A 19,302-nucleotide genomic window follows, 5' to 3' on the forward strand; every position below is an offset into this window, starting at 1 on the left:
TAATATGGAAAAAAGCATAGATATTATATCGGAGTTGAAAAATTTAGGAATAGAAATATTTTTAGATGACTTTGGCACAGGATATTCTTCTCTAAATTATCTAGTAAAACTTCCGATTTCATCTATAAAAATAGATAAAAGCTTTATAAATGAAATACCTAAAAAAAGAATGTATAATTCTCTTGTAAAGCTAATAACTGATTTAGCACATACTATGGGAATTTATGTAGTAGCAGAAGGTGTAGAAGAACTTAGTCAATTAGAAATGCTACGAATTATGAAAGTAGATGTAATACAAGGCTACATATATTCAAAACCTCTGAAGGAAGAAGAGGCGAAAGCACTAACAAAAAGTATAAAATTTGAAATGTTATAGTATATAATGTCTGTTATTATAATTATTAAACTGTTATAATATTACAATGAATAAAAAAAGACGTAAACAATAAACAATAAGTAAGAGGTGAAAAGATGGATAGAGTAGCATTTACTATTTTTGGTATAGACGTAATGTGGTATGGTATATTAATGGCAACAGGTATGATTCTAGGTACTGTAATTGCTTTAAAAGAAGCTAAAAGAGTAGGCATAAAAGAAGATGATGTACTTGATTTAGCAATTTTTGCTATACCATTAGGATTATTAGGTGCAAGATTGTATTATGTTATATTTAATTGGGGATTCTATTCTCAGGACCCTTCTCAAATATTAAACTTTAGAGGAGGAGGAATGGCAATCCATGGAGCTCTTATAGCGGGGATACTTACTGGATATGTATACACTAAAATTAAGAAAATAGAGTTCTTAAAAATGGCAGATACAGTTTTAATAGGTATGCCACTTGCTCAAGCTATAGGTAGATGGGGCAACTTTATAAATGGAGAAGCTCATGGAGGTCCAACAAATCTTCCTTGGGGTATAATGGTAGACGGAGTAAGAGTTCATCCTACTTTTTTATATGAATCTATATGGAATTTAGGTATATTTATACTATTATGGTGTACTAGAAAGAAAAAGCAATATGAAGGACAGATTATAGTATGGTACATAGGTCTGTATTCATTAGGTAGATTTTTTATAGAAGGACTTAGAACTGATAGTCTTATGATAGGCCCTCTTAGAATAGCTCAAATAATGAGTTTAACAGGAGTAGTTGGAGCAATAATAGCTCATATGTATTTATCAAAAAAAGTAAAAAAATTAAAATAGAGCAATAACAAATTAAGGAGATAATAAAAATGGAATTTCATCACGTGTCCGTACTTTTAAACGAGTGCATAGATAACTTAAATATAAAACCAGATGGTGTGTATGTAGATTGTACAATGGGAGGAGCGGGACACTCTAAAGAGATAGTAAAAAAGCTATCAGACAAAGGGTTGTTCATAGGATTTGACCAAGATAAAAATGCAATAGCTACAGCCAAAGAAAGATTAAGTGAATATAGTGACAGAGTAAAATTTGTTCACAGTAATTTTGAAAATATAAAAGAAGAGTTAGCAAAAATAGGTATTCATAAAATAGATGGAGTACTTGCGGACTTAGGGGTATCTTCTCACCAATTAGATGAAGCTGAGCGAGGCTTTTCATATATGCAAGATGCACCATTAGATATGAGAATGGATGTAAGATGTGAATTTTCAGCTTATGATGTAGTTAATACTTATAGTGAAGACGAACTTACAAAAATAATAAAAGACTACGGTGAAGATAACTGGGCTAAACGTATAGCTAAATTTATTGTAGAAGGAAGAACTGAGAAGCCAATAGAAACTACAGGAGAGCTTGTAGAAATCATCAAAAAGGCAATACCTAAAAAAGCAAGAATGGACGGACCACATCCAGCTAAAAGAACTTTCCAAGCGATAAGAATAGAAGTAAACAATGAACTTGGAGTAATAACAAATATGATAGATGATGCAGTATCTATCATGAATGAAGGCGGAAGAGCTTGTATAATAACATTCCATTCATTAGAAGATAGAATTGTAAAAAATGCATTTAGAGACTTAGCAAATGATTGTATATGTCCACCACATATACCGATGTGTCAATGTGACAAAGAATCAGTCGTAAAGGTTATAACTAGAAAACCTATACTACCAAGTGATGAAGAAGTAGAGGTTAATCCAAGATCAAGAAGTGCAAAGTTAAGAGTGGCAGAAAGAATATAAATAATGACGAAAAAAAAGGATATTAAAGAGAAAAGTTACTTCTCTTTAATATCCTTTTTTACGATTATAAGCAAAAACTAAATAATTCGCTAAAAATCTAAGCAAAAAAGAATATTTCATAGAAGGTCTTAAGGAATAAAGGGTAAGAATACTGTGTTAATTTTGGTTTAAGTCTTTAGAGGAAGGTCTAATTAAAAATATAACTTATAGTATATAAGTCTAACTATAAGGCAGGTCTATATGAAAAAAAATAATAAAATAAAGGACATGAATGAATATAAGAAGTCAAAAAAGAATAAAAATAAAAAGAGAAAAAAAATAACTAAAAAATTATCTAAGGTAGCTATGGCTATTTGTATTCTCTGTATAATCATAAGTAATATTTGCGGATATGCTAAACTTTCAAAATTGAAGTATGAAATAGGTTCTTTAGAAACAGATTTAAAGCAAAAAAATATAGCGTTAGAACAATTAAAATCAGTAGTAGATACAAATACATCTACTCAAAAAGTAGAATTAGAAGCAAAAGAAAAATTAAATATGGATTATCCAAAAAAAGAACAAATAAGATATATAGAAGTTGGTAACTAGGGGGGAAATAATTGAAAAAAATAAAAATGGTAAGTAAAAAAAGAACGGTAATAGTTCTGGGATTAGCCTGTGTTGTATTTTTTGGTCTTACACTTAGAACTGGATACTTGCAACTTATAAAGGGGGACTGGCTAAGCACTAAAGCTACAGACCAACAAACAAGAGAGATACCAATAGAACCTAAAAGGGGGACTATATATGATAGGAATATGAAGGAAGTTGCCGTAAGTGTTACAAAATATACTGTATGGTGTAAACCAGTTGAAGTAAAAGATAAGGACGGTACAGCAAAAAAAGTTTCAGAAATACTAGGTAAAGATTATGAGGATATTTATAAACTAGTAAATAAAAAGAATATGGCATTGGTAAAAATACAAAGATGGATAGATGATGAAAAGGCTACAAAAATAAGAGAATCAAAAATAGCAGGAATTTGGGTAGCAGAAGATAATCAAAGATATTATCCATATGGAAACTTTGCACCTTATGTAATAGGACATACTTCAACTGATTCTCAAGGAATAGCAGGAGTTGAAATGAAATATGACAAAAAACTAAGAGGTACATCTGGTAAATTAATAATAGGTACAGATGCATCAGGAAGAGAAATTCCGCAAGGTATAGAAAAATACTATGAACCAGTTCAAGGTAATGGATTGGTACTTACTATAGATGAAGTAATACAGCATTATGCTGAAAAAGCAGTTCAAAAAGCTTATGAATTAAATAATGCAAAAAGAGTATCTGTAGTAGCTATGGATCCTAAAACTGGAGATATTTTAGCAATGGCATCTAAACCAGATTATGACCCAAATGATTCAAGAACACCGATTTATCCATACTATCAAGAAGAATTAGATAAATATAGTGATAAGGACAAGATAAAAGGATATTATCAAATGTGGAGAAATCCATTAGTAAGTGATACATATGAGCCAGGTTCTACATTTAAACTAGTGACATCTGCAGCAGGTCTAGAAGAAAATGTAGTAAAAGAAGATGACAAGTTTGTTTGTAGTGGAAGTGTTACTATAGGAGGTAGAAAATTAAAGTGTTGGAGACATTATAGACCTCATGGTGAGCAAACTTTTGCTCAAGGAGTACAAAATTCTTGTAATCCTGTATTTATAGAAGTAGGTAATAGATTAGGCGTTTCAAAATTGTATAATTACATAGAAGGTTTTGGATTTATGAACAAAACAGGAATTGATTTACCAGGAGAGGCAAAAGGTATCGTATACAATGAAAAAAATGTAGGTCCTGTAGAATTAGCCACAATATCTTTTGGTCAATCTATATCAGTAACTCCGATGCAACTTATAACTGCTATATCAGCAATAGCAAATGATGGAAAGCTTATGCAGCCAAGAGTAGTAAAAGCGTACACAGATAACAAAGGAAATATAACAGATGAAGTAAGCCCTAAAATGATAAGACAAGTAATTTCAGAAGAAACTTCTAAAGAATTAATGGATATAGCTCAATCTGTTGTCAGTAAAGGTTCTGGTAAAGCCGCATATTTACCAGGATATAGAGTGGGTGGAAAAACTGGTACAGCACAAAAAGTTATAGATGGAAAATATGCTCAAGGAAAATATATTTGTTCTTTTATGGGTATAGCTCCAACAGATGACCCTCAAATAGTAGTCCTTGCTATAGTTGATGAGCCAACTGGTGTAAGTGCATTTGGTAGTACAACGGCAGGACCTATAGTGAAAGAAATACTAAGTGGAGCATTGCCATATTTAGGCGTAAAACAACAATACACAGAAGAAGAAAAAAAACAATTTGAAAAAGAAAAAGTAGTAGTACCGGATGTTAGAAACTTACCAATAGAAGAAGCAACAAAAATTTTAGAAGAAAGTGGACTAAAAGTTAATTTAGATACAGATATGGATGTTGAAAAAGGAACTAAAATAATTGATATGTTCCCAAAACCAGGTGTTAAAGTAGCAAAAGATTCTACAATAATGATATATTTTAAGAATTAAAAGTTACAGATAGTTAGAAATACCTTCAAAAAAACAATAATATAGTATATAATTATAAAGTTAATGGTTATGGGGGCAATGTATAAAGCATTATACATTGCCTTTTGTCAAGCTAATCACATAGACCAAAAGCATAGATATCTTTAAAGGAGGATAAAATATGAAATGTCTAACAATATCAGAATTATTACTTGCAACAAAAGGTAAGTTAGTAATTGGAAATGAAAATGACCGTATATATGACGTTGTTATAGATAGTAGAAAAGCCAATGAAAGTAATGTATTTGTAGCCATAATAGGAGAAAGTTTAGACGGGCATAAATTCATGCAGTCAGCTTATGAAAAAGGATGCAAAACTTTTATAAAAAATGAAAGCAATAGCATAAAATTACAAGCTTCAGACATAAATTTAATAGAAGTAAAAGATACAGAAATAGCTCTTGGAGATATTTCGAGATACTACAAAGAAGAATTTAACATACCATATATAGGAATAACAGGAAGTGTTGGAAAAACAACTACTAGAGATATGGTATATGCAACAGTTTCATCAAAATTTAAAACTTTAAAAAATGAAGGAAACTTAAATAATCACTTTGGAGTACCTTTGACATTATTCAACCTAGATGAATCTTATGAATGTGCTGTTATAGAAATGGGAATGTCTGGATTCAATGAAATAGAGTATTTGGCAAATATAGTATATCCTAAAATAGGAGTAATATCTAATATTGGAATGTCACATATTGAAAATTTAGGTTCTCAAGAGGGCATACTAAAAGCAAAAATGGAAATAACAACAAACTTTGATGAATCTAATACTCTAGTAGTAAATGGAGATGACGAGTTTTTATCTACTCTAAAAAATAAATCACAAGATTTCACACTAAAGACTTTTGGATTTAAAAAAGACAATGATATCTACTGTGAAAGTTATGAGATGAACGAAGACAGTATAACTTTTGTATGTGTTGTAGATGGAAAAAAAGAAACTATATTTATACCTACAGTAGGAGAGCACAATATATATAATGCTATGGCAGCTATATTAGTAGGTCAAAGTGTAGAACTTTCTTTAGACGAAATAAAATCTGGATTGAAAAACTTTAAAGCTACTGAAATGAGATTAGATATAGTTAAAACAGAGAAAATGACAATAATAAATGATGCATACAATGCAAGTCCAGATTCTATGACTGCAGCATTAAAAATACTAGGAAGATACAAAAACAGAAGAGTAGCAATACTTGGAGATATGTTTGAAATGGGTGAACATGCAGAATATGGACATAGACTAGTTGGTAAATCAACTATAAATAACACTGATGTACTAATAACTATAGGAAAAGATTCTGAATTTATTAGTGATGAAGCTAAAAGTCTAGGATTAGAAGAAGAGCATATACACCATTTTGAAACAAAAGAAGATGCTATTGATAAAATAGATGAGATACTAAAAGAAAAAGATATTATATTAGTTAAGGCATCTAGAGGTATGAAATTAGAAAAAATAGTAGAATATCTTAATAAATAACAATAACCAAAGAAATAGCCAACAGGGAGAGGAGATATATTATGTTAGGAATAACACAACTTACTTATACAGCATTGTTTTCGTTTCTAATAGTAGTTATATTAGGTCCAATATTTATACCTATGCTACACAAATTTAAATTTGGTCAGACGGTTAGAGATGATGGACCAAAAACACATTTATCTAAAAATGGAACACCTACAATGGGTGGTATATTAATGATCGTGGCAATACTTATAACAGGTCTTACTAGAAGCAAGGTAGGATCAGATATGATAATTGGACTTATGTCTATAGCTGGATTTGGATTAATCGGATTTTTAGATGATTTTATAATAATTAAAAAAAGAAGATCTTTAGGATTAAAACCATGGCAAAAGATTGTACTTCAATTTGCCTTAGCTTTATATATATCATATTATCAATATATAGCTGTGCCTAGTGCACCACAACTGATGATACCATTTACAGGTGCATCAATAAACCTAGGACCATTATATATACCTGTAATGACATTTTTAATAATAGGTATTGTTAATGCAGTAAACTTAACAGATGGATTAGACGGTTTAGCATCAGGAGTAACATTAGTAGTTTCGACGTTCTTTATGTTATTAGCATCATCAGTAACAGTAAATACAGATGTTGCAGTCTTAGCAGCAGCGACTGTAGGAGCATGTTTAGGGTTTTTAGGATTTAACTCATACCCAGCAAAAGTATTTATGGGTGATACAGGCTCGATGGCTTTAGGTGGAGCAGTAGCTGCATTTGCTGTTTTAACAAATTCTATTCTTATAATACCTTTAGTAGGTGGTATATACTTTGCAGAAGCTATATCTGTCATACTTCAAGTAGGAAGCTATAAACTAAGAAAGAAAAGAATTTTTAAAATGGCTCCAATACATCATCATTTCGAACAATGCGGATGGCCTGAAACTAGAGTAGTATTTATATTCTGGATAATAACAGTAGTATTAGCTTGGATAGGTATAATAGCAGTATTCTAACATTGGGGGTATAAAAATGAACCTAAAAGACAAAAAAGTTTTATTAGTTGGACTTGCAAAAACTGGTGTATCTACAATTAAATATTTAGATAAACTAGGTGCAAAAATAGTTGTTAATGATATAAAAGATAAAGAAAAATTACAGGATATACTAAATGAATTAGAAAAACTAAATAATGTAGAATATATTTTAGGATATCATCCACAAAATGTAGACGATATAGATATGGCTGTAGTTTCTCCGGGAGTACCTTTAGATTTGCCTTTTATATTAAAATTAAAGGCTGAAAAGATAGAAATAATAGGTGAAGTTGAATTAGCTTATAGATTATCTAACAAACCTATATTTATAGGAATAACAGGAACAAATGGAAAGACAACAACTACAACTTTAGTAGGTGAAATATTAAAAAAATCAAACAAGGATACTTATATAGTTGGAAATATTGGGAATCCTGTTATAGACACAGTAGGTGTAGCAGATGAAAAATCTGTATTAGTAACAGAATTAAGTAGTTTTCAATTAGAAAGTATAGACACTTTTAGACCTAAAGTAAGTGCAATACTTAACTTTACTGAAGATCATTTAAATAGACATCACACTATGGAAAATTATATAGATGCAAAAGCTAGAATATTTATGAACCAAGAAAGTGATGATTTCTGCATACTAAATAATGACGATGAAAAAGTTAGAAATTTAGAAAGTAAAGTCAAAGCTAAGAAAATATTTTTCTCTAGAAAAAAACAAATAGATGGAGGAATATATTTAGACGAGAATAATAATATAGTTATAGATATAGACGAAAAAATAGTTCTTTTAAATAAAGATGAATTAAGTCTTCCAGGAAATCATAACTTAGAAAATTGTATGGCAGCTGTAGGCATAGCTTACGTAAGCGGCATAAGTATAGATGTCATAAAAGAAGTTTTAACAACATTTGCTGGAGTTGAACACAGACAAGAATTTGTTAGAAATTTAAATGGAATTATGTTTGTAAATGACTCTAAAGGAACTAATCCAGATTCAACTATAAAAGCTATTGAATCTTATAAGAAACCAGTAGTTTTAATAGCTGGAGGGTATGACAAGGATAGTAACTTTGAAGAACTTTTAGAAACTGCAAAACAAAATGTATATGCATTAGTTTTATTAGGAAAAACAGCTAATAAAATAGAAAAAGTAGCAAAAGAAAAAGGATTTACTAATATAAATATAGTAAAAGATATGAAAGAAGCTGTAAATGTTTCATACAATATTGCAAAAGGTGGAGATATAGTATTATTATCACCTGCTTGTGCGAGTTGGGATATGTACAAAAGTTTTGAAGTAAGAGGTGCTGACTTCAAAGAGAATGTAAACAATTTAAAATAGCCTTTTACCTCGTGAATGGAGGTAAGTTTTTAAATGCCTAAAGAAGCATTAAAAAAACAAATTAATAAGGGGATGAATACTGAATTTGATGGTGTAGTATTTTATACTACAATGATTTTAGTATTTATAGGAATCATCATGGTGTTTAGTGCGAGTTTTGTCCAATCCTCATTTAAGCACCATGATGCTTATTATTTTCTAAAGAAAAATGTGGTTTTTGCTATATTAGGATTTATATCTATGATGGTTATTGCCAATATAGATTATAGATTTTGGAAAAAAAATGCTTCAGCTATAGGAGTTATAGCGCTTATATTATTATTATTAGTTTTAACTCCACTAGGAATAGAAGCAAATGGAGCTAAAAGGTGGCTTGGCGTGGGTTCATTAACTCTTCAACCAGCCGAGTTAGCTAAATTTGCAACAATAATAATTACTGCAAAACTAATAGAAAAAAGATATGACAATATAAAATCTTTGACAAAAGGTGTTTTGCCTCTTCTTGTAATTCCAGCAATATTTTTTGCTTTAGTGATCTGTCAACCTAATATGTCTACTGCAGGTACCATAATAATAGTTGCATTTGTAATGATATTTATAGCAGGGATGGATATGAAGATAGTAATAGCTCTAATTGGAAGCGGAGTAGCTTTGTTTGCGGCATTGGTATTAGTCGCTCCATACAGATTAAGACGTGTTACTTCATTCTTAGACCCATTTAAAGACCCGCTAGGTAACGGATATCAAGTAATACAAGGATTGTATGCTTTAGGCTCTGGAGGGCTATTTGGATTAGGTCTTGGAAAGAGTCAACAAAAATGGTTTTACATACCTGAACCACAAAATGACTTTATCTTTGCTATAATAGGTGAAGAATTAGGTCTGATAGGGTGCATAGTAGTAATTATGCTATTTGTACTACTAGTTTATAGATGCGTTAGAATAGCTTTAAAGTGTCAAAATATGTTTGCCTGTATGGTAGTTTTAGGTATAGGTGTACAAATAGGAATTCAAGCAGCTTTTAACATAGCAGTAGCAACTTCATCAATGCCAGTTACAGGTGTGGCCTTACCTTTTGTAAGTTATGGAGGGACCTCTCTGGTAATTTTTATGAGTGCTATAGGGATAGTGTTAAACATCTCAAAACATGTCAAAATTAACTAACAGGAGATGATATAATGAAAGTTTTATTATCAGGTGGAGGTACTGGAGGCCATGTGTATCCAGCAATAGCCATCGCTAACAGAATAAAAGAGGAACATCCAGATGCGCAAATTTTATTTGTAGGAACTGCTAAAGGAATAGAATCTGAGATAGTTCCTAAATATGGATATAAATTAGAAACAGTTACAGTACAAGGATTCAAAAGAAAAATAGATTTAGATAATGTAAAAAGAGTATTTAAATTATTTAAGGGGTTAGAACAATCAAGAAGAGTAGTTAAGAAATTTAAACCAGATGTAGTAATAGGTACTGGAGGATATGTAAGTGGACCTGTGTTATTTAATGCATCTATGAGTAAAATACCCACAGTTGTTCATGAACAAAATTCATTCCCAGGAGTTACTAATAAAATATTAGCTAAGATGGTTACAACAGTTTTAACTAGTTTTGCAGACTCTCACCAAAGGTTCCCGGAGGGAACTAGAGAAAAATTAGTTCTTACAGGAAACCCGGTTAGAAAAGAAATTTTAGTGGCTAAAAAGTCTGTAGCTAGAAGAAAATTAGGTATAGCTGAAGACAAAAAAGTGGTTCTTTGCTACGGAGGTAGCGGTGGTTCAGAGGATATAAATGAAGCTATGAAGTTAGTAATAAAAAATATGGTAAAAGAAGATGTGGCATTTATATTTGCAACAGGTAAAGGATACTATGATGAGTTTAAATCTATTATAGAGAACATAAATCTAAAGTCATATCAACAAGTAGTTCCGTACTTAGAAGACATGGCAAATGCATTAGCTGCAAGTGATTTAGTTATAGGTAGTGCAGGGGCAATATCTCTAGCTGAAATAACAGCACTAGGCAAGCCTTCAATAATAATACCAAAAGCTTATACTGCTGAAAATCATCAAGAATACAATGCGAAGAGTATAGAAAATAAAGGTGCAGGTATAGCTATATTAGAGAAAGATTTGACACCAGAAAGTTTAAATGAAGCTGTGTTTAGACTTTTAGGAAATAGAGAAGAATTAATCGAAATGTCAAATAAAAGTAAAGAAATAGGAAAGCCTGAAGCTATTGATCTTATATACAAAGAAATAATAAAAATATATAACGATAATAATAAACAAAAAACTTCATCTAACAAAAAAAAATCACCAAAAGAAACAGAGAATATTGAAGAAGTAAATAACAAAAATAAAGATAAAGTAGAACCAGAGAAACAGCCTAAAACAATAGGAATAAAGAAAAAGTAACATATACCCCCTCTAGTACATAATATTTAAATTATAGGCATTATGATTTAAAAGGCTAGGGGGGGTAATTTTGTATAAGTATATAGTAAGGGGTGGCAACAAAATAGAAGGTAGATTGTCTATAAGAGGAGCTAAAAATGCAATTCTACCTATAATGGCAGCAACTATACTTAGTGAAAGCACAAGTATAATTCATAATGTGCCTAATATATCTGATGTATATATGATGATTAAAATATTAGAAAGTATAGGGTGTAAGGTTGACTATAATGATGACACTTTAGTCGTTGATAGTTCAAATATAAATTGCAAAGAAATAGAAGAAGAATATGTACGTAAAATGAGGTCTTCTATAATAATAATGGGGGCAATGATAGGAAGACTTGATTATACTAAAATAAGTCACCCAGGGGGCTGTGCAATAGGTTCTCGACCTATAGATATACATCTTAAAGCTTTGAAAGAATTAGGCATAAGAATTGAAGAAGAAAGTGGATTTATAAAATGTTATAAAGATAAGATGGTGGGAGCAACTATTAAACTTGAGTTTCCTAGTGTAGGAGCAACTGAAAATACCATTTTAGCAGCAGTACTAGCTAAAGGAACAACAAAAATTTATAATGCGGCTAGAGAGCCTGAAATAGAAGATTTACAAAATTTTTTGAATGCCATGGGGGCAAAAGTTAAAGGTGCGGGTACTAACTATATTGAAATAGATGGTGTAGAAAAACTACATGGAGTAGAGCACAGTGTAATACCTGACAGGATAGCTGTAGGTACTTATATGATTGCTAGTGTTATGACAGGAGGACGATTAGAAGTAGATAGAGTTATAGCTTCACATATGGAACCTATAAGTGATAAATTGAGAAGTGCTGGATGTGAAATTGAATATACTAAAGAAGGTCTGAAATTGAAGCCACCTAAGATTATACAAGCTATAGATTTAGTAAGAACTTCACCTCATCCGGGGTTTCCTACAGATATGCAGGCGCAAATTATGGCCCTAATGACCGTAGCTAATGGAACGAGTGTGTTCCATGAAACTATTTTTGAAAATAGATTTATGCATTGTGCAGAGTTAATTAAAATGGGAGCTAGCATAAAGTATATAACAGAAAATATATGCATGGTAAAAGGTGTAGATAAGTTGTATAGTGCCAGTGTCAGGTCAACTGATTTAAGAGGAGGGGCATCATTGGTATTAGCTGCATTAACAGTAAATGGAGAAACAGAAATAAGTGATATTTTTCATGTTGAAAGAGGATATGAAGATTTCGAAAATGTTTTAAGAGGATTAGGTGCAGATATAAATAAAATAGAAGAAATAGAAAAATAAAAGGTTATGATGCCTTTTATTTTTTTATTTTTGTAGGGAAATTAGATAGTAAAGTTGTATTTTAAATAAGTAGATTATTAAAAAGGCGAGGGATGAAGGATGGAAGCTAAAAAGACGAAAAAAAGGAGAAAAATTAATACAGGTAAATTGATGATAGTATTAAGTTTAATATTAATGTTAGTTATAGGTTCTTATGCTTTTTTGAACAGTAGTATTTTTGATATGAAAAATATTCAAATTAAAGGAAATGATCAAATTGAAGATAAAGCAATAGTAAATAGCTTAGGAATAAATAACGATAAAAATATATTTATGTATAGTACAAAACAACTAGAAGAACAACTAAAAGAAAATCCTTACATAGAAAGTGCAACTATAAATAAAAAACTACCAAACACGTTGAAAATACAAGTTAAAGAAAGAAAATCAGTAGCTATTTTAAAGTGTAATGATAAATATTGTTATATAGATAAAAGTGGAAAGTTATTAGGAGTAGTAGAAAAAATAAAAGATAAAAATAAAGAAATAGTAGTGGATATATCCTATAATATAAATGAAAATAAGGAGATTAAATTTGAGAATGAACAAACTAAAAAAAGGTTACTATATTTACTAGAGTGCATACAGAAGAATAATTTATCAAAAAAAATAGGTGAAATTAAATTTGAAAAAGATGAAAAAATAAGTATTCTTACTAAACAAAGAATAAAAGTATTATTATATAAAGATGAAAAAATAAGCTATAATGTTTCTAGGATGAGTGCTATATTAGCAGAATTACAAAATGACAATATTAAAGGGGGAGCAATAGATTTAACATATAGCAATTATGCAGTATATAGACCTTAAAATAAAGTGCAATAAGGAGTGATTTGTTTGAAAATAAAAATTGCTTATAAAAGCGTAGTTGTTTGTAGTGTAATACTAGGTGTTTTTATAAGCATACAACTAAAAACTTTAAATTTAGAAAATAATGGCATGACTACATCTAAAAAAGGAGAACAATTAGCCGTAGAATTAAAAAGGCTTAAAAAAGAAGAAAATGAACTTAAATCACAAATAGAATCTATTAAAAATAACATAGATAAGTATAAAGGCGTAGAGGGTGACGAGGCTTTAAAATCAGAAATAGAAGAATATGAAGTTTTAGCTGGTTATACGGATGTAAAAGGACCGGGTATAGAAGTAAAAATGAACTATACAAATGAACAAGTAAAAAGTCCAGAAGTAAATTCAACCGATAGTATAGCATATAATTACGATTTAATATTATCTATGATAAATAAGCTAAATTCAGCTCAAGCTGATGCTATATCAGTAAATGGGCAAAGGATAGTTGCTAATACATATTTTCATCTAAAAGAAGATAGCTTATATATGGATGATAATAAAATAAGTGAACCGATCACAATAAAAGCAATAGGAGACTCGGATACTCTAGCATCAGCACTTCAGATAAAATATGGAATTGTATGGGAAATTGAAAAATATTATAATTATAAAGTGGACATAGATAAAAAGGAGAATTTAAAGATTAATGCTCATAATCAAAAAATAGAATCTGAATATTCATCTTCTGATAGTGAGGGGTAGAATATGTATAACAAAGACAAATATACAAAACAGAAAATGGTAGTTGTAGGAGCTTTTATCTTAGGAATTCTTTTAGCGATATATTTGAAAACTTTAGATCCGACAAAAGTATATATAACTCTAGAAGAAAAAAGAAGTATAGAAAACCGAATTGAAACAACAAAAAGAGAAATAAAAAAGCTTAATACAATGAAGTCAGACTATGAACAGTCTTTAAAAAAATATAAAGATGTAGTAAAAGACAAACATAAATCTATTAATGATTTAATGGAAGATGATTTAACTTATTTAAAAGAAGTAAGTGGATACATAAATGTAAAAGGACCAGGCATTGTAGTTACGATAAAAGATAGTGAAAAAGAATTAGAAAAAGATCAGAATCCAAATGATTTAATAGTACATGATATAGATATATTAAGAATAATAAATGACCTAAAAAAAGCTGGAGCAGAAGCTATAGCCATAAATGGAGAAAGAGTACTTCCACTTAGTAAAATAAAATGCTCTGGAGCAACTATAACAGTAAATAATACTACTTATGGACAACCCTTCATAATAAAAGCAATAGGTAACACTGACAGTTTAATGGCAGCCATAATTTCACCAGGTTCATATGCAAATTTAATAAAAGATGGCTATGGAATTTATGTGGAAGCACAAGTAGAAGAAGATATAGATGTGAATTCTGCAAAAAATATAAATAAAAGCACTAAAAATCTTGAAAACATACGGGTTTCAAAGTAAAATAGAGAAGGTGAGCATTTTTATGATATGGATACTAGCGGGACTAGCACTAGGGGTAGTTGTTGGATACTATATACCATTTACTTATCCAATGGATTATTCTTTATATATGTCCGTTGCTATACTTGCGACAATGGATTCTATATTTGGAGCGTTTAAATCTGGATTAGAAGGTAAATATGATAACTTGATTTTTATAACTGGATTTATAGGTAATGCTATATTAGCTATAATACTGACATATATAGGTGATAGATTAGGACTTCCAATTTATTATGTCGCCTTATTAGTATTTGGGTCGAGGTTATTTGACAATTTATCAATAATTAGGAGACATATTGTTACAGATATTAGGAATAAAAAAAGAGGAAAATAAACATTTTTGTGGAATTAGTTAGTTAATAATTAACAAAGATAGAGAATTAAATGATATAATTAATACATACATTTACTTAGAATCATAAATTAAGGAGGTTTAATAGATGCTAAACTTTGACGTAGAAACAGATGGTCTTGCCCAAATTAAGGTTATAGGCGCAGGTGGCGGCGGTAATAACGCTGTTAATAGAATGGTTGAAGCACAACTTAAGGGTGTTGAGTTTATAGCCGTTAATACAGATAAGCAAGCTTTACATACATCGAAAGCTGAATATAAGATACAAATAGGTGAAAAGTTAACAAGAGGACTTGGAGCTGGAGCAAACCCTGAAGTTGGAAAAAGAGCAGCAGAAGAAAGTAAGGATGAAATAGTAAAAGTGCTTCAAGGTTCAGATATGGTATTCGTAACAGCTGGTATGGGTGGCGGAACGGGTACTGGAGCAGCACCTGTAATAGCTCAATTAGCCAAAGAAATGGGAATACTAACAGTAGGAGTAGTTACTAAACCTTTTGTTTTTGAAGGTAAAGTGAGAATGAAGAATGCTGAAAATGGTATAGCAGAGTTAAAATCAAAAGTAGATACTTTAATTACAATACCAAACGATAGACTTCTTCAAATAGTTCAAAAAAACACGAGTATGTTAGATGCGTTCTCAATAGCAGATGACGTATTAAAACAAGGTATACAATCTATATCAGATTTAATTGCAGTACCGGGACTAATAAACTTAGACTTTGCTGACGTTACTTCTGTAATGAAAGAACAAGGACTAGCTCATATGGGTCTAGGGAATGCTACGGGCGAAAATAGAGCAGTAGAAGCAGCTAGACAAGCTATACAGTCACCACTTCTTGAGACTTCAATAAGAGGTGCTAGAGGCGTGCTACTTAATATTACAGGTGGAGCAAACTTAGGGTTATTAGAAATAAATGAGGCTTCTACTTTAGTTCAAGAATCATGTGACCCAGAAGCAAACATAATATTTGGTGCTTCTATAAGAGAAGACTTAGGTGAAGAAATAACAATAACAGTTATTGCTACGGGTTTTGATGAAAACAAAGATATGACACTTGATTTTGATGATAGACCGAGTGTTTCAAATAGACAAACTAAGCAAAATGAAGCACCTCATAAAACAACTGTTCAACCAGAACAAAAAGAAGAGGTAGCAGCAACTAGAGAAGAACATAAAAAACCTACACCAGTAGAAGATGAAATGGAAATTCCAACATTCTTAAGAAGAAGAAGATAATATAAGAAGCCGAAGGGCTTCTTTATTTTTTGAGAAAATACATCTGAACATCTAAATAAAATATTTTAACCACACATTGATTAATTAAATCTAATTATTATGAAAAAAAATAAGTGTATTTTTTACTCATAATAAACAAATTCAACAAATAAATACTATAAAAAAATAAGCATAAAAATCTTAGAATTAGAATAAATATTATAAAGAAACAAAGTGAATAACTAGGATACAGATTTAAACTTAAAATAGATTATACTTTTAAATAATAAAAAGAAAGTGGAATGCTTTCTTTTTTTGTTGTTTTTGAGAATAAAGTTATTTAATTTCGACTATTAAAAATGACATAAAATCGTTTATACACTAAATTATAATATACACAAAGGTTAAAAAAGGGGGGAATGTAATGTACATGGATTACTACATTATAGAAAACCTATTAATAAATTATATTATTATAAGTTGTACTTCTATTCTAACAAAAAAATATAATAGCTCAAAAAAAAAATGGATAGGTGCATTACTAGGTACCGCATACTCTGTAGCATATGTATTTCCAAATTTAGCAATACTATTTACATTGCCATCTAAAATAATAATTATGACTATAATAACATTAATTTCATTTACATATAAAAACTTGAGAGAATATATAAGTATAGTTATTACTTTCTTCTTAGTGAATGTATTCATATGTGGAAGTACCTATTTTGTAATTTATTTTACGGGCATAAGTCATATAAAAATATCTTTTATAATTGTATGTTCATATGTAAGCTGTGAATTACTTAAGTACATATATAGAGATATTAAAATGCTCAATTATCTCAAAAGCATGAAAAAAACTATAAGAATAAGTTTACTAAGCAATAGTTTTGAATGTGAAGCATTAGTAGACAGCGGTAATTTATTAAAAGATCCTGTAGGAAATAATGAAGTTGTCATAGTTAAATCGAGTGTACTAAAAGGTTTAATACCAGAGGAATTATTAAATTATGATTATGAAAATATCAATTATGATAAAGTGCAGGAAATTATTGATTTATTAGACAAGGACTTGTCCTCAAGAGTAAGAATGATACCTTATAAACATGCAGGAAGCAGCCAAAGTAACATGATATTAGGCCTAAAAGCAGATTATATAGAAATTGATAAAAATAAAATAGGCAATATTGTATTAGGAATATCAAATTTTGATGACTATGAATACAGTGCAATTTTAAATCCAAGTATATTACAATAAAAATTTAGATAAACGAATGGCGAGGGGGAGATAAAAATGAAGTCATTAGTATCAAAACTATTTTACAAAATTATATCTATATTAATTAGACTAGGTATAATAAAACCAAAGAGTATCTATTATATGGGTGGGGTAAATATATTGCCACCTCCATTAAATGCAGAAGAAGAAAATAAATTACTTCAAAAACTAGAATGTGATGAAGGTGTAAAAACTGTTTTAATAGAGAGAAACCTAAGATTAGTAGTATATATATCTAGAAAATTTGAAAATACAGGAATAGATGTAGAAGACTTAATATCCATAGGAACTATTGGTCTTATAAAAGCTGTGAACACTTTTAAATTAAACAAAAATATCAAACTAGCTACATATGCATCTAGATGTATAGAAAATGAAATCCTTATGTACCTAAGAAAAAATAATAAAAAGAAAATAGAAGTATCTTTTGACGAACCTTTAAATGTAGATTTAGATGGAAATGAACTTCTATTATCTGATGTGCTAGGAACAGAGAATGATGAAATTTATAAAATTATAGAAGAGGAAATAGATAAAGACTTATTAGTAATGGCACTAGATAGGCTGTCTGATAGGGAAAAGCAAATTATGGAATTGAGATTTGGTCTGACTAATAGAGGTAGGGAGAAAACTCAAAAAGAAGTTGCTACAATGCTTGGAATATCTCAATCTTATATCTCAAGACTAGAAAAAAAGATAATATCAAGACTAAAAAAAGAAATGAAAAAATTTGTATAAATAAATAATTTACTCTTAAAAGTATAAAAATAGATGATGTGTAAATAATTTCAATAGATAAAACTTTTAAGAGAGGACTGAAATTTATGCAAATTAACAAAGTTGAAATCTGTGGTGTGAATACATCTGAGCTTCCAGTTCTTAAGAATAATCAAATGATGGAGCTTCTTCTAAAAATAAAAGGTGGGGATGAAGAAGCAAGACAACAATTTGTAAGAGGAAATTTAAGACTTGTATTAAGTGTAATACAAAAATTTAATAACAGGGGAGAAAATATTGATGACTTATTTCAAATAGGTTGTATAGGCCTCATAAAGGCTATAGACAACTTTGACTTAAGCCAGAACGTAAGATTTTCAACTTATGCAGTCCCTATGATTATAGGAGAAATTAGGAGGTATTTAAGAGATAATAATCCTATAAGAGTAAGTAGATCATTAAAGGATATTGCATATAAAGCGTTACAGGTAAGAGAAACACTAGTAAGAGCAAATGCAAAAGAACCAACAGTATCGGAAATAGCAAAAGAACTAGAATTACCAGTGGAAGATGTAGTTATGGCATTAGATGCAATTCAAGATCCGATATCATTATTTGATCCAGTTTATCAAGACAACGGAGATGCTATATTTGTAATGGATCAAGTTCAAGACAAAAAAGACACGGACGAAAATTGGCTACAAGAAATTGCACTAAAGGAAGCAATAAAAAAATTAAACAGCAGAGAGAAATTAGTATTAGATTTAAGATTTTACAAAGGAAGAACTCAAATAGAAGTTGCGGAAGAAATTGGGATATCTCAAGCTCAGGTGTCTAGAATTGAAAAGAATGCGTTAAAAAATATGAAAAAGTATATATAGATATAAATACTATTAATCGTTGATATAAAAATATCAACGATTTTTTA

Annotated in this window: 19 protein-coding genes; all 19 read left to right on the forward strand. The window is 29.9% G+C overall.

Going from position 1 to position 19,302, the window contains the following annotated elements; genetic code table 11:
* On the forward strand, window positions 1-376 hold a 376-nt coding region (locus ACRC03_RS06800), incomplete at its 5' end, for an EAL domain-containing protein (RefSeq protein WP_438651805.1).
* A 95-nt stretch (window positions 377-471) separates the two neighbouring features.
* Window positions 472-1,209 (forward strand): prolipoprotein diacylglyceryl transferase, encoded by a 738-nt coding sequence (lgt, locus tag ACRC03_RS06805; RefSeq protein ID WP_438651806.1) that lies wholly within the window; start codon window positions 472-474, stop codon window positions 1,207-1,209.
* Between the two features lie 29 nt (window positions 1,210-1,238).
* Entirely contained in the window at window positions 1,239-2,174 is a 936-nt protein-coding gene (rsmH, locus tag ACRC03_RS06810) for a 16S rRNA (cytosine(1402)-N(4))-methyltransferase RsmH (protein ID WP_438651807.1), read from the forward strand.
* A gap of 240 nt (window positions 2,175-2,414) precedes the next feature.
* The gene (locus ACRC03_RS06815) at window positions 2,415-2,765 is read left to right on the forward strand and encodes a hypothetical protein (protein WP_438651808.1); all 351 of its coding nucleotides are present in this window, start codon (window positions 2,415-2,417) and stop codon (window positions 2,763-2,765) included.
* An 11-nt stretch (window positions 2,766-2,776) separates the two neighbouring features.
* Window positions 2,777-4,756, forward strand: coding sequence for a stage V sporulation protein D (locus ACRC03_RS06820; RefSeq protein ID WP_438651809.1), 1,980 nt, complete (start codon window positions 2,777-2,779; stop codon window positions 4,754-4,756).
* A 160-nt stretch (window positions 4,757-4,916) separates the two neighbouring features.
* Window positions 4,917-6,290, forward strand: a complete 1,374-nt coding sequence (locus tag ACRC03_RS06825; RefSeq protein ID WP_438651810.1) for a UDP-N-acetylmuramoyl-tripeptide--D-alanyl-D-alanine ligase — start codon at window positions 4,917-4,919, stop codon at window positions 6,288-6,290.
* 38 nt (window positions 6,291-6,328) lie between these two features.
* The gene (gene mraY, locus ACRC03_RS06830; protein WP_438651823.1) at window positions 6,329-7,297 is read left to right on the forward strand and encodes a phospho-N-acetylmuramoyl-pentapeptide-transferase; all 969 of its coding nucleotides are present in this window, start codon (window positions 6,329-6,331) and stop codon (window positions 7,295-7,297) included.
* Between the two features lie 16 nt (window positions 7,298-7,313).
* A complete protein-coding gene (gene murD, locus ACRC03_RS06835; protein WP_438651811.1) occupies window positions 7,314-8,672 on the forward strand; it encodes a UDP-N-acetylmuramoyl-L-alanine--D-glutamate ligase in 1,359 nt (452 codons plus the stop codon).
* A 33-nt stretch (window positions 8,673-8,705) separates the two neighbouring features.
* A complete protein-coding gene (spoVE, locus tag ACRC03_RS06840; protein ID WP_438651812.1) occupies window positions 8,706-9,836 on the forward strand; it encodes a stage V sporulation protein E in 1,131 nt (376 codons plus the stop codon).
* Window positions 9,837-9,850: 14 nt separating this feature from the next.
* Window positions 9,851-11,089, forward strand: a complete 1,239-nt coding sequence (gene murG / locus ACRC03_RS06845) for an undecaprenyldiphospho-muramoylpentapeptide beta-N-acetylglucosaminyltransferase (protein ID WP_438651813.1) — start codon at window positions 9,851-9,853, stop codon at window positions 11,087-11,089.
* Window positions 11,090-11,159: 70 nt separating this feature from the next.
* Complete coding sequence (murA, locus tag ACRC03_RS06850; protein WP_438651814.1) at window positions 11,160-12,428, forward strand: UDP-N-acetylglucosamine 1-carboxyvinyltransferase; 1,269 nt, start codon at window positions 11,160-11,162, stop codon at window positions 12,426-12,428.
* Between the two features lie 99 nt (window positions 12,429-12,527).
* Window positions 12,528-13,277 carry a cell division protein FtsQ/DivIB gene (locus ACRC03_RS06855; RefSeq protein ID WP_438651815.1) on the forward strand — a complete coding sequence of 250 codons (750 nt, stop codon included), beginning with the start codon at window positions 12,528-12,530 and terminating at the stop codon, window positions 13,275-13,277.
* A gap of 27 nt (window positions 13,278-13,304) precedes the next feature.
* Window positions 13,305-14,021, forward strand: coding sequence for a DUF881 domain-containing protein (locus ACRC03_RS06860; RefSeq protein ID WP_438651816.1), 717 nt, complete (start codon window positions 13,305-13,307; stop codon window positions 14,019-14,021).
* Window positions 14,022-14,024: 3 nt separating this feature from the next.
* Window positions 14,025-14,765 (forward strand): DUF881 domain-containing protein, encoded by a 741-nt coding sequence (locus ACRC03_RS06865; protein ID WP_438651817.1) that lies wholly within the window; start codon window positions 14,025-14,027, stop codon window positions 14,763-14,765.
* A gap of 22 nt (window positions 14,766-14,787) precedes the next feature.
* Entirely contained in the window at window positions 14,788-15,141 is a 354-nt protein-coding gene (locus ACRC03_RS06870) for a small basic family protein (RefSeq protein ID WP_438651818.1), read from the forward strand.
* Between the two features lie 106 nt (window positions 15,142-15,247).
* A complete protein-coding gene (gene ftsZ / locus ACRC03_RS06875) occupies window positions 15,248-16,396 on the forward strand; it encodes a cell division protein FtsZ (RefSeq protein WP_438651819.1) in 1,149 nt (382 codons plus the stop codon).
* 403 nt (window positions 16,397-16,799) lie between these two features.
* The gene (locus tag ACRC03_RS06880; RefSeq protein ID WP_438651820.1) at window positions 16,800-17,636 is read left to right on the forward strand and encodes a sigma-E processing peptidase SpoIIGA; all 837 of its coding nucleotides are present in this window, start codon (window positions 16,800-16,802) and stop codon (window positions 17,634-17,636) included.
* A 36-nt stretch (window positions 17,637-17,672) separates the two neighbouring features.
* Window positions 17,673-18,395, forward strand: coding sequence for an RNA polymerase sporulation sigma factor SigE (gene sigE / locus ACRC03_RS06885; protein WP_438651821.1), 723 nt, complete (start codon window positions 17,673-17,675; stop codon window positions 18,393-18,395).
* 86 nt (window positions 18,396-18,481) lie between these two features.
* Window positions 18,482-19,255, forward strand: coding sequence for an RNA polymerase sporulation sigma factor SigG (gene sigG, locus ACRC03_RS06890; protein ID WP_438651822.1), 774 nt, complete (start codon window positions 18,482-18,484; stop codon window positions 19,253-19,255).
* Window positions 19,256-19,302 lie beyond the last annotated feature (47 nt).

This window comes from Romboutsia sp. (assembly GCF_051659545.1).
Taxonomy (GTDB): Bacteria; Bacillota; Clostridia; order Peptostreptococcales; family Peptostreptococcaceae; genus JBOFOR01.

Excerpts from the sequence above, each read along its gene's own strand:
- murG (WP_438651813.1), top strand. The coding sequence starts at position 9,851 with ATGAAAGTTTTATTATCAGGTGGAGGTACTGGAGGCCATGTGTATCCA.
- rsmH (WP_438651807.1), top strand. The coding sequence starts at position 1,239 with ATGGAATTTCATCACGTGTCCGTACTTTTAAACGAGTGCATAGATAAC.
- ACRC03_RS06865 (WP_438651817.1), top strand. The coding sequence starts at position 14,025 with ATGTATAACAAAGACAAATATACAAAACAGAAAATGGTAGTTGTAGGA.
- ACRC03_RS06815 (WP_438651808.1), top strand. The coding sequence starts at position 2,415 with ATGAAAAAAAATAATAAAATAAAGGACATGAATGAATATAAGAAGTCA.
- ACRC03_RS06880 (WP_438651820.1), top strand. The coding sequence starts at position 16,800 with ATGTACATGGATTACTACATTATAGAAAACCTATTAATAAATTATATT.
- sigG (WP_438651822.1), top strand. The coding sequence starts at position 18,482 with ATGCAAATTAACAAAGTTGAAATCTGTGGTGTGAATACATCTGAGCTT.
- lgt (WP_438651806.1), top strand. The coding sequence starts at position 472 with ATGGATAGAGTAGCATTTACTATTTTTGGTATAGACGTAATGTGGTAT.
- ACRC03_RS06855 (WP_438651815.1), top strand. The coding sequence starts at position 12,528 with ATGGAAGCTAAAAAGACGAAAAAAAGGAGAAAAATTAATACAGGTAAA.
- ACRC03_RS06870 (WP_438651818.1), top strand. The coding sequence starts at position 14,788 with ATGATATGGATACTAGCGGGACTAGCACTAGGGGTAGTTGTTGGATAC.
- ftsZ (WP_438651819.1), top strand. The coding sequence starts at position 15,248 with ATGCTAAACTTTGACGTAGAAACAGATGGTCTTGCCCAAATTAAGGTT.
- spoVE (WP_438651812.1), top strand. The coding sequence starts at position 8,706 with ATGCCTAAAGAAGCATTAAAAAAACAAATTAATAAGGGGATGAATACT.
- sigE (WP_438651821.1), top strand. The coding sequence starts at position 17,673 with ATGAAGTCATTAGTATCAAAACTATTTTACAAAATTATATCTATATTA.
- murD (WP_438651811.1), top strand. The coding sequence starts at position 7,314 with ATGAACCTAAAAGACAAAAAAGTTTTATTAGTTGGACTTGCAAAAACT.
- ACRC03_RS06825 (WP_438651810.1), top strand. The coding sequence starts at position 4,917 with ATGAAATGTCTAACAATATCAGAATTATTACTTGCAACAAAAGGTAAG.